Raw genomic sequence first — 11,751 nt, 5'->3', positions numbered from 1 at the left:
GCCCGCACCCGCGGTGCAGCGCATCCGACTGCGCTACACCAAGCGCGGCCGCCTCCGGTTCACCAGCCACCGTGACTTCCAGCGCGCCTTCGAGCGTGCGCTGCGCCGCGCCGAGGTGCCCATGGCGTACTCGGCGGGCTTCACGCCGCACCCGAAGGTGTCGTACGCCAACGCCGCACCCACGGGTACGGGCAGCGAGGCCGAGTATCTGGAGATCGCTCTCACCGAGTCCCGGGACCCCGGGACGCTGCGCAAGCTGCTCGACGAGTCGCTGCCCGACGGGCTCGACATCACGGACGCCGTCGAGGCCCGTACGTCCGGACTCGCCGATCGGCTGACCGCATCCGTGTGGGAGCTGCGGCTCGAAGGAGTGGAGCCCGCGGACGCCGAGCGTGCCGTCGGAGCGTTCCTCGCCGCCGAGACAATCGAGGTTGAACGCCGCACCAAGAACGGCATCCGGAAGTTCGACGCGCGTGGGGCCGTAGCGAATTTGGAGGCGCTTCGTCCACAGTCTGATAGGCCGGGGGACGGGCCCTGTGCGATACTGCGGCTGGTTGTTCGGCACGTGACACCTGCCGTTCGACCCGACGACGTCCTGTCCGGTCTCCGAGCTGTGGCCGACCTGGCGCCGCCGGTCCCCGCAGCGGTGACCAGGCTGGCGCAGGGGCTCTTCGACGAGGAGTCCGGCACGGTGACCGACCCGCTCGCGCCCGACCGCGAGGCAGCCCCGGCCGCTCCACCCACGGCCGCCGGGTCCGCCGCCGCGACGGCGCCGGAAGGTCCCGCCGCGTAGGGACGGTCGTCGAATGCGCGGCCCTGGCACTCGGGAGCCACCTGGGTCCGGCCGCGCACAGACCAGGAGACTTTCGCCAGGCCGTGCGTACATCGCGTACGGAACCGGCGAGCCAGACATACAGCTCCCGTGCGGCGCCCGCGCCCCGGACGGCCGGGCCGCGCTCATCACGCGGGCCGCGGCCGGACCGGACAGAGGCTCGGCGCCCGGGAGCGTGACGGGAGATACGCCCGCATGCTTGAGCCGAACGAACCCGGCGTTGCCGGGGGGAACGAAGAACACAGCACGCCCAGCGACACCCTGCCGCCGCGCCGTAGGCGCCGTGCGGCCTCTCGGCCTGCCGGTTCGCCGGCCGCCCCGGAGGTGGAGACGGTGGAACTGATGACGCCGGCCATACCGGCCGCGGAGGGTGCCAACGCGGTCGAGGAGGTTGCGGAGGCGGCCGCTCCGGCCCGTCCGCGTCGTCGTGCGACGCGTAAGGCGACCGCGCCGGCGGGTGCGCCGCAGGCCGTGGAGGCCGCTGAGCCGGCCGCTGTGGCCGCGGCGTCAGGTGCTGCCGAGGAGCCCGAGGCGGCCGCTCCGGCCCGTCCGCGTCGTCGTGCGACGCGTAAGGCGACCGCGCCCGCCGATGCGCCGCAGGCCGTGGAGGCCGGCGAGGAGACGCCGGCCGGGGAAGCGGCGGTCGAGCCCGCTCGCCGCACGCGTCGTCGTGCCACCCGTACGGTGACCGCGCCGCAGGCCGAGGCCGTAGAGCCGGCCGCCGCAGCCGCGGTCGCCGCCGGCGGTGCCGAGGCTCCTGTGGCGGAGACCGAGGAGCCGGTGCGCCGCACCCGTCGCCGTGCGACGCGCGGTGTCACCGCGACCGGGGCCGCGGAGAAGGCTGTGGAGGCTCCTGCGGCGGAAGCCGCCGAGGCTGTCGAGCCGGTTGCCGCGCCGGAGGCTGCCGCTCCGGCCCGTACCCGCCGCCGTGCCACCCGCAGGGCGACCGCGCCGGCGGGTGCGCCGACGGGTGCCGAGGTGGTTGTCGAGGCCGTCGAGGCCCCGGCCGTGGAGGCCGAGCCCGTCGAGGAGGCCCCGGCACGCCTTACCCGTCGTCGTGCCACCCGTGGCGTGACCGCGCCGGAAGCCGTCGTCGAGGCGGAAGAGGCCGCGGAGGCCGAGAAGACCGTCGAGGCGGCCGTGGTCGAGGAGACCCCCGAGCCCGCTCGGCGTACACGCCGCCGTGCCACCCGGGGCGTGACCGCGCCGCAGGCCGTCGAGGCCGAGGAGGCCGTCACCATCGGCGACGGTCTGCCCGAGGCCGTCGTGGCCGAGCCGGCCGAGGAGGTCCCGCGGGGCCGTGCCCGTCGCCGGGTGACCGCTGCCGCGAGCAGGCCGCAGTTCAGGGGTGAGCCGACCGCGACCGAGGGCGTGGCCGAGGAGGCCGAGGCTCCGGCCGGTACGCGCCGTCGTGCGGTGCGCCCCGCCGTCGCCGTATTCCAGGCGCCCGTCTTCACCGAGCCGGTGTTCCAGACCCCGGAGACCGCCGCTGCCGCCGCTGTGGCTGCCGCCGCCGAGGCGGAGGAGGCCGAGGAAGAGGAGGCGGTGGAGGAAGAGGCCGTCGTCGAGCCGCAGGCCGGTGCGCGCCGTCGCCGCCGTCGCCGCGGCGAGGCGCCCACCGCCGAGATCGCGCAGGCGGTCGAGAGGGCCTTCAAGGAGGCCGTCGAAGAGGCCGCCGAGGAGCTCGCCGAGGAGGAGCAGGCCGAGGAGGAGGCGGAGGAGTACGAGGACCGCCCCTCGCGCCGCCGTCGCCGTGGTGGCCGTCGCCGTCGCCGGGGCGAGGCCGCCGAGGCGGAGGAAGCCGAGGAGGCAGAGGGCGTCGAGGCCGAGGAGCCCCTGGAGGAGGCCGAGGAGGACCACGTCGAGGAGGGCGCCGAGGAGGCCGTCGAGGCCGAGGCCGACACGGCCGGCAGCCGTCGCCGTCGTCGCCGTCGTCGTCGCAGCGGAGAGGCCGTCGAGGCCGAGGCGACCGACGAGGACGGTGTCCGTACGGTCGTCAAGGTCCGGGAGCCGCGCCCGAAGCCGGAGCCGTCCGACGAGGTGCAGTCCATCAAGGGCTCGACCCGTCTCGAGGCGAAGAAGCAGCGCCGCCGTGAGGGCCGGGAGCAGGGCCGTCGCCGTGTTCCGATCATCACCGAGGCGGAGTTCCTGGCGCGCCGTGAGGCCGTCGAGCGGGTGATGGTCGTCCGCCAGAACGGCGACCGCACCCAGATCGGTGTCCTCGAGGACAACGTGCTCGTCGAGCACTACGTCAACAAGGAGCAGTCGACGTCGTACGTCGGCAACGTGTACCTCGGCAAGGTGCAGAACGTGCTGCCCTCGATGGAGGCCGCGTTCGTCGACATCGGCAAGGGCCGCAATGCCGTCCTGTACGCCGGTGAGGTCAACTTCGAGGCGCTGGGCATGGCCAACGGCCCGCGTCGTATCGAGTCCGCACTGAAGTCCGGCCAGTCCGTCCTCGTCCAGGTGACGAAGGACCCGATCGGCCACAAGGGCGCTCGCCTCACCAGCCAGGTCTCGCTGCCCGGCCGTTACCTGGTGTACGTGCCCGAGGGCTCGATGACCGGCATCAGCCGCAAGCTGCCCGACACCGAGCGCGCGCGTCTGAAGACCATCCTCAAGAAGATCGTCCCCGAGGACGCGGGCGTCATCGTGCGCACCGCCGCGGAGGGCGCCAGCGAGGACGAGCTGCGCCGCGATGTCGAGCGTCTGCAGGCGCAGTGGGAGGACATCCAGAAGAAGGCGAAGAACGGCAACGCTCCGACCCTTCTCTACGGCGAGCCGGACATGACCGTCCGGGTCGTCCGCGACATCTTCAACGAGGACTTCTCGAAGGTCATCGTCAGCGGTGACGACGCGTGGGAGACGATCCACGGGTACGTCTCGCATGTCGCCCCGGATCTGTCGGACCGGCTGTCGAGGTGGACCTCCGAGGTCGACGTCTTCGCGACGTACCGCATCGACGAGCAGCTGATGAAGGCGCTGGACCGCAAGGTCTGGCTGCCGAGCGGCGGCTCGCTGGTGATCGACAAGACCGAGGCGATGGTCGTCGTCGATGTCAACACCGGCAAGTTCACCGGTCAGGGCGGCAATCTCGAGGAGACCGTCACCAGGAACAACCTGGAGGCCGCCGAAGAGATCGTGCGCCAGCTGCGGCTGCGTGACCTGGGCGGCATCGTTGTCATCGACTTCATCGACATGGTGCTGGAGTCCAACCGCGACCTGGTGCTGCGACGGCTGCTGGAGTGCCTGGGCCGGGACCGCACCAAGCACCAGGTGGCCGAGGTCACCTCGCTGGGTCTGGTGCAGATGACCCGCAAGCGGGTCGGCCAGGGTCTGCTGGAGTCGTTCTCGGAGACCTGTGTCCACTGCAACGGCCGCGGTGTGATCGTGCACATGGAGCAGCCGGCCATGGCTGGTGGCGGCGGCGCCAAGCGTGCCAGGAAGCGCGGCCGTGGCATGCACGAGCACGAGGCGCCGGCCGAGGTCGAGGCCCCGGTGGAGGCCGAGCTCGAGGCTCCGGTGGAGACGGAGGCCGAGGTCGCGGCGGAGGCCGTTGCTCCGGTGGCTCTGCCAGCGCCCGCCTTCGAGCCCGACGAGGAGCTGTACAGCAGCGTCGCGGAGGCCGAGGCCGCGGTGCGTGGCCGTGGCCGCCGCCGGGCGACCCGCAAGGGGTCCGCTCCGGCCCGGCCGCAGCCTGCTGTCGCCGAAGTGACCCCGTCCGTCATCGAGGTGGAGGCGGCCCCGGCCGTCGTGGCCCCCGAGGTGGCCCCGGAGCCGGAGGCGGCCCCCACGGGTCGTGTGCGCCGTCGTGCCACCCGCAGGGTGTCGGCCCCGGTCGGTGCCCCGGTGGAGACGGAGTCCGTGACCGCCGAGCCGGTGACCGAGGTCGCCGAGCCGGTGTCGGCCCCGGTCGCCGTCGAGCCCGAGCCGGTCGTGGAGGCGGGTCCCCCGGTCTTCGGCCGTCGGCGTGCCGCGCGCAGGGCGTCGGCCCCGGCCGGTGCCCCCGCCGGGACGGCCGCCGTCGAGCAGGTGACCCCCGCGGTCCCGGCCGTGGAGGCCGAGCCCGAGCCGGGCGCCACGTCGGCCGTCGAGCCCGTCGCCGAGGTGGCCGAGGCTCCCGCGCCGCAGGCGCGTCGCCGGGTGACCCGGAAGGTCACTGCACCCGCCGGGGCTCCGGCGGACGCGGCCGAGGGTGTCGTCGTCGTGGTGCCCACCGGGCCGGTGGCCGAGGCCGAAGCAGAGGCCGAGGTGACCGCGCCGGCGGTCAAGAAGGCGGCTCGCAAGACCGCCAAGAAGGCCACGGCGAAGAAGGCGGCTGTGAAGAAGACGGCGGCCAAGAAGACGGCGGCGAAGAAGACGACGGCCAAGAAGGCCTCGAAGAAGACCGCGGCGGCGGAGCAGACGCTCCCGTCCGTCTCGGCCTCCGCCGAGGACTGAGGGACCGTTCGTCCGTAACCGAAGTCCGGGGTGACCCGCCTCCGAAGCCCGGAGGCGGGCCGCCTCTGTGACCTTCCGGTTGCGTCGCAGCGGCGGACCGCGCGAAATTTCTGCCAGGGGACTCCTGATAATGTGACGGGCGGTTTCTACCTGGTGCGGACTCCGCACGGAGCCCGCCGTGGTGACTGGGCCGGTTCTGGACAGAGCCGGTTCGAACCCTGTGTGAGCGGCCCCTCGGGGGAGATATGGGAAGCTTGCGCAGCAATCGTCGGTAGGGCGTCGGCATTGCGCCGGCGGGGTGGTGCGGCCTCGTGAAACGTCCGCAGCATCCCGAACCTCTGCCATATAGAGATATCGCGGTGTTCAAGGAGGACGTCCATGCCGAACGTCAACAAGGAGCCGATCCCTGCGGCCCGGCCGGTGATCGGTGAAGAAGAGATCGAGGCCGCGGTAGCCGTGCTGCGATCGGGCCGTGTCGTGCAGGGTCCCGAGGTGGCCGCCTTCGAGGAGGGCTTCTCGGAGCTGGTCCAGGGCCGCCACTGCGTGGCCGTCAACTCCGGCACCTCCGCGCTGCACCTGCTGCTGCTGGCTCTGGGTATCGGCCCGGGCGACGAGGTCATCGTCCCGTCGTTCTCCTTCGCCGCCTCCGCGAACTCGGTCCGCCTGGTCGGCGCCGACGTCGTCTTCGCGGACATCGAGCCGGGCACCTTCTGTCTGGACCCGGCGGCGGTTGAGGCGGCCATCACGCCGCGTACGGCCGCGATCATGCCGGTGCACCTGTACGGTCACCCGGCCGCGATGGACAAGATCATGGCCATCGCCGACAAGCACAAGCTCGCCGTCGTCGAGGACGCGTGCCAGGCGCACGCCGCCGCCCTGAACGGCACCCCGGTCGGCGCCTTCGGCTCCGGCGGTACGTTCAGCTTCTACCCGACCAAGAACATGCACTCCCTCGAGGGCGGCATGATCACCACGGGTGACGCCGAGATCGCCCGCACCCTGCGCCTGCTGCGCAACCAGGGCATGGAGCAGCGCTACGCCAACGAGATCGTCGGCGCCAACATGCGTCTGACGGATGTCGCCGCCGCCGTCGGCCGGGTCCAGCTGTCGAAGCTCCCGGCCTGGACCGAGCAGCGCATCGCCAACGCCGCGTACCTCAGCGAGAACATCTCGGCCCCGAATGTCATCACGCCGTCGGTCGCCGAAGGTGCACGCCACGTTTACCACCAGTACACCGTCCGTGTGCAGGGTGACCGGGACGCCGCGATGCGGAAGCTCACCGAGGCGGGCATCGGCAACGCCGTGTACTACCCGACCCCGATCCACCGGCTGAAGCCGTACTGGGAGCCGGACCAGAAGGCGGGCCGCAACTGGGACCTGCCGGAGACCGAGCGTGCGGCCGCCGAGGTCGTCTCCCTTCCTGTGCACCCCTCGCTCTCCGAGGGCGACCTGGAGCGGATCGTGACCGCCGTGAACGAGCTGGGAGAGATTCAGTGACCACTGGGGAGCTTCGAGCCGGGCTGATCGGCCTGGGTTCGATGGGCCGCCACCACGCCCGCATACTGGCCAACAGCCTGGACGGGGTGCGTCTCGTCGGTGTCGTGGACCCGATGGGCGACAAGCACGGCGCGGCGCACGGCGCACCGGTGCTGTCCACCGTCGAGGAGCTGATCGGCCTCGGTGTCGACTACGCCGTCGTGGCCTGCCCGACCGCCCTGCACGAGGAGGTCGGCCTCGAGCTGGCCGAGGCCGGAGTGCACGCGCTCGTCGAGAAGCCCGTCGCGGACAGCGTCGAGGGCGCCCGCCGACTGGTGGAGGCGTTCGAGTCGCGCGGCCTGGTGGCCGGTGTCGGACACATCGAGCGCTGCAACCCGGCGCTGCGCAGCCTGCGCGCCCGCCTGGAGGCCGGCGAGCTGGGCGACGTGTACCAGGTGGTCACCCGACGTCAGGGCCCGTTCCCGCACCGCATCGCCGATGTCGGCGTGGTCAAGGACCTCGCCACCCATGACATCGACCTCACCGCCTGGGTGACCGGCCAGCAGTACGTCTCGATAGCGGCGCACACCGTCTCCAAGAGCGGCCGTCCGCACGAGGACATGGTCGCCGCGGTCGGCAAGCTCGCCGACGACACCATGGTCAACCACCTGGTCAACTGGCTGAGCCCGCTCAAGGAGCGCTTCACCTCGGTCACCGGTGAGAAGGGCTGCTTCATCGCGGACACCCTCACCGCCGACCTGACCTTCCACTCGAACGCCGCCCAGGCCACCGAGTGGGAGGCGCTCCAGGCCTTCCGCGGTGTCGCCGAGGGCGACATGATCCGCTACGCGATCCCGAAGCGCGAGCCGCTCCTGGTCGAGCACGAGCTCTTCCGGGACGCCGTGCTCGGCAAGTCGCTCGACATCTGCACGCTCCGGCAGGGACTGCGTACGGTCGAGGTCGCGGCGGCGGTCCTGGAATCGGCGGCCACCGGCACCACGGTCAGCCTGAACGCGGCTCACCAGGGCGGGTGAATGTCCACTCCCGATGTCACGGTCGTCGTCGCGGTCTACAACACGATGCCCTACCTGACCGAGACGCTGAACTCACTGGTCAAGCAGAGCATCGGCCGTGACCGCCTCGAGATCGTGGCGGTCGACGACGGCTCGACGGACGGAAGCGGCGCGGAGCTCGACAAGTTCGCCGCGCGCTATCCCGACACCGTCAAAGTGATCCATCAGGCCAACTCCGGTGGCCCGGCTGCTCCCAGTAACCGGGCCCTGGAGCTGGCCACCGGACGCTTCGTGTACTTCATCGGCGCCGACGACTATCTCGGCAAGGAGGCGCTGGAGCGGATGGTGGCCTGTGCCGACGAGCACGGGTCGGACATTGTTGTCGGCAGAATGGTCGGCACGAACGGCAGATACGCCCATCAGGCGCTGTTCCAGAAGAACGACCCGGACATCAGCCTGTACGACTCGGCGCTGCCGTTCACCATGGCCAACATCAAGCTCTTCCGCCGGGAGCTCCTGGAACGGCACGAGATCCGTTATCCGGAGCACCTCCGGGTCGGCAGTGACCAGCCCTTCACCCTGGAGGCCTGTGTCAATGCCAAGAAGATCTCGGTGCTGGCCGACTACGAGTACTACTACGCGGTCAAGCGCGTCAATTCGAGCAACATCACCTACAGCTCGAACCATCTGTCGCGGCTCCACTGCACCGCGGAGATCATGAAGTTCGCGGCCGGTCTCATCGAGGCCGGGCCGAAGCGGGACTGGGTCCTGCGCCGGCACTTCATCTGGGAGCTGTGGAAGCTCGTCCAGGACGACTTCCTCGCTCTGGACGAGGATGTTCAGCAGGAGGTGTGCAAGGGCATCGGCGAGCTGGCCGACCTCTACTTCACGGACGGCGTGCGCGATTCCATGGACGTCCGGCGTCGCGTCAGGATCGGTCTGTGCCGGGCCGGTGCCCTGGAGGAGCTGCGCGAGACGATCAGGTCCGAGGCCGAGTTCGGCGCTCCGCCGCTGGTCCTCGAGGACGGCCGCGCGTATGTGTCCTACCCCGGCTTCCGGGACGGACCGGGTCTGCCCGACCGGCTCTACGAGGTGCTGGAGCCGGAGCCCAGGATGGTCGCCGACAATGTCCGGTTCGTCTCGGCGTCCTGGGAGCAGGAGGCTGACGAGATCACGTTCGTTCTGGCCGTAAAGGTCGGGGTGAGTGGCGGCACAGGCAGCCCGGTCGTCCGGCTCATGGAGGGCCAGCTGCCCAAGAGCACCCTGTCGCCGGGAGGGCGACGGCTGTCCGACGGGCATGAACTACCGTCCCTTGTCGGCGAGTTCAAGGCCGCCCCGGACGACGAGGGTGTGCTGCTGCACGCCCGGATCCCCGTCGAGCGCCGCAAGGCCAAGCTGGCGGTCCGTGTGTACGTCGATGTGGCAGGCTCGACGTACGAGATCCCGCTCAAGACTCGGGGCCTGCCGCTGCCGCTGGCACGTCGCTGGCGCCATGACCACCCGCACCGGGTGTCGGCCAACGCGAACCACCGGGGACAGCTGATCGTCACCACCGCACCCCTGTGGGAGCCTGTGCCGGGAATCGGCGAGCGGCTGCTCACCCAGGTGTACCAGCGCCAGTGGCTGCGCCGCCGGCTGGCACGGTTGAAGAGGAAAGTAACCCGATGAATATCTGTGTAGTCGCGCTCGGCAAGATCGGTCTGCCGCTCGCCGTGCAGTTCGCCACCAAGGGCCACAAGGTCATCGGCGCGGACGTCAACGAGAAGGTCGTCGAGCTGGTCAACGCCGGCACCGAGCCCTTCCCGGGCGAGTACGACCTGGACGTCAAGCTCAAGGAGACCGTCGGCGCCGGGCTGCTGACCGCGACGACGGACACCGCGGCCGCGGTCGCCCAGTCCGACGCCGTCGTGGTCGTCGTCCCGCTGTTCGTGGACGCGGAGGGCACCCCGGACTTCGGCTGGATGGACGCCGCGACCCAGGCGATCGCCAAGGGCCTGAAGCCCGGCACCCTGGTCTCGTACGAGACCACCCTGCCGGTCGGCACCACCCGCACCCGCTGGGCGCCGATGCTGGAGCAGGGCTCGGGCCTGAAGGCCGGCGAGGACTTCCACCTGGTCTTCTCCCCGGAGCGCGTCCTGACCGGCCGTGTCTTCGCGGATCTGCGCCGCTACCCGAAGCTGGTCGGCGGCATCGACGAGGCGTCCACCAAGCGCGGTGTCGAGTTCTACGAGCAGGTGCTGGACTTCGACGAGCGCGACGACCTGACGCAGCCGAACGGCGTGTGGGACCTGGGCACCGCCGAGGCCTCGGAGCTGGCCAAGCTCGCCGAGACCACCTACCGCGACGTCAACATCGGCCTGGCGAACCAGTTCGCCCGCTTCGCCGACAAGAACGGCATCGACGTCAAGAAGGTCATCGAGGCCTGCAACTCCCAGCCGTACAGCCACATCCACCAGCCGGGCATCGCCGTCGGCGGCCACTGCATCCCGATCTACCCGCGGATGTACCTGTGGAACGACCCGGAGGCGACCGTCGTGCGCTCGGCCCGTGAGGCCAACGCCGCGATGCCGGAGTATGCCGTGGACCTGCTGGCCGCCGCCTACGGCGACCTGAAGGACGTCAACGTGCTGGTGCTGGGCGCCGCCTACCGCGGTGGCGTCAAGGAGACCGCGTTCTCCGGTGTCTTCGGGACCGTCGAGTCGCTGAAGGCGCGCGGCGCCGTGCCGTTCGTCTCCGACCCGATGTACACGGCCGAGGAGCTGGCCGCGCACGGTCTGACCCCGCACCAGGGCGAGAAGGTCACCGCCGCCATCCTGCAGGCCGACCACGCCGAGTACCGCGAGCTGGCCGCCTCCGACCTGCCGGACGTCACCGTCCTGGTCGACGGCCGCCGCACCACGGACCCGGCCCGCTGGGAGGGCGTCCGCCGCGTCGTCATCGGCGGCTGACCCGGGCGCGCTGAGCGACCGATCACAGCGAGGCCCTGTCGTACCTCGGCAGGGCCTCGCCGCATCTCAACCCGGCATGTCCCCTGTCGTATGACAACCCGAAAGAAAGTTCACCCCTCATCATGATCAGCAAGGCTGTCATTCCCGCCGCCGGTCTTGGCACCAGGTTCCTGCCGGCGACGAAGGCCACCCCGAAAGAGATGCTGCCGGTCGTCGACAAGCCGGCCATCCAGTACGTGGTCGAGGAGGCGGTGGGTGCGGGGCTCTCTGACGTGCTGATGATCACCGGCCGCAACAAGCGTCCGCTGGAGGACCACTTCGACCGCAACTACGAGCTCGAAGAGGCCCTCACCCGTAAGGGCGACAAGGACCGCCTCGCCAAGGTCCAGGAGTCCAGCGATCTGGCGACCATGCATTACGTCCGCCAGGGCGACCCCAAGGGCCTCGGCCACGCCGTCCTGTGCGCCGAACCCCATGTCGGCGACGAGCCCTTCGCCGTCCTTCTGGGCGACGATCTGATAGACCTGCGGGACCCTCTGCTCTCCCGCATGGTGGAGATCCAGGAGCGCGAGGGCGGCAGCGTCATCGCCCTCATGGAGGTCGACCCGTCCCAGATCCACCTCTACGGCTGCGCGGCCGTGGAGACGCCGGCCGACGGCGACGTGGTCCGGATCACCGGCCTCGTGGAGAAGCCGGACCCGTCCGAGGCGCCGAGCAACCTGGCGGTCATCGGCCGCTATGTCCTGGACCCGGCGGTCTTCGCCATCCTCCGCCGGACCGAGCCCGGCCGGGGCGGCGAGATCCAGCTCACGGACGCGCTCCAGGAGCTCGCCGCGGACGAAAGCGTCGGCGGCCCGGTGCACGGCGTGGTCTTCAAGGGCCGTCGCTATGACACCGGCGACCGCGGCGACTACCTGCGCGCCATCGTCCGCCTGGCGGCGGAGCGCGAGGACCTCGGCCCGGAGTTCCGGTCCTGGCTGCGCGGCTACGTCACCGACGAGATGCCGCAGTCCTGACGCGATGTGGGCCCGTACCGCGTGGT

The 11,751-nt window shown here is 71.1% G+C and carries 7 protein-coding genes; all 7 read left to right on the top strand.

Annotation, left to right across the window (positions count from 1 at the left end):
• Positions 1 to 13 precede the first annotated feature (13 nt).
• Positions 14 to 793 carry a TIGR03936 family radical SAM-associated protein gene (locus ABD858_RS11240; protein WP_345036183.1) on the top strand — a complete coding sequence of 260 codons (780 nt, stop codon included), beginning with the start codon at positions 14 to 16 and terminating at the stop codon, positions 791 to 793.
• Between the two features lie 234 nt (positions 794 to 1,027).
• Positions 1,028 to 5,272, top strand: a complete 4,245-nt coding sequence (locus ABD858_RS11235) for an Rne/Rng family ribonuclease (protein WP_345036182.1) — start codon at positions 1,028 to 1,030, stop codon at positions 5,270 to 5,272.
• Positions 5,273 to 5,650: 378 nt separating this feature from the next.
• Entirely contained in the window at positions 5,651 to 6,769 is a 1,119-nt protein-coding gene (locus ABD858_RS11230) for a DegT/DnrJ/EryC1/StrS family aminotransferase (RefSeq protein ID WP_345036181.1), read from the top strand.
• On the top strand, positions 6,766 to 7,782 hold the full coding sequence (locus tag ABD858_RS11225) for a Gfo/Idh/MocA family protein (protein WP_345036180.1): 1,017 nt from the start codon (positions 6,766 to 6,768) through the stop codon (positions 7,780 to 7,782). The genes ABD858_RS11230 and ABD858_RS11225 overlap by 4 nt, the downstream gene beginning before the upstream one ends.
• Complete coding sequence (locus ABD858_RS11220) at positions 7,783 to 9,429, top strand: glycosyltransferase family 2 protein (RefSeq protein ID WP_345036179.1); 1,647 nt, start codon at positions 7,783 to 7,785, stop codon at positions 9,427 to 9,429.
• Positions 9,426 to 10,709: a nucleotide sugar dehydrogenase gene (locus ABD858_RS11215; protein WP_345036178.1), complete on the top strand. Its 1,284-nt coding sequence runs from the start codon at positions 9,426 to 9,428 to the stop codon at positions 10,707 to 10,709. The genes ABD858_RS11220 and ABD858_RS11215 overlap by 4 nt, the downstream gene beginning before the upstream one ends.
• A gap of 122 nt (positions 10,710 to 10,831) precedes the next feature.
• Complete coding sequence (gene galU / locus ABD858_RS11210) at positions 10,832 to 11,725, top strand: UTP--glucose-1-phosphate uridylyltransferase GalU (protein ID WP_345036177.1); 894 nt, start codon at positions 10,832 to 10,834, stop codon at positions 11,723 to 11,725.
• Positions 11,726 to 11,751: the final 26 nt, after the last annotated feature.

Source organism: Streptomyces sannanensis (genome assembly GCF_039536205.1).
In the GTDB taxonomy this organism is placed as follows: domain Bacteria; phylum Actinomycetota; class Actinomycetes; order Streptomycetales; family Streptomycetaceae; genus Streptomyces; species Streptomyces sannanensis.
Note: the sequence above shows the minus strand (reverse complement) of the source record. Positions and strands in the feature narration are given on the sequence as shown.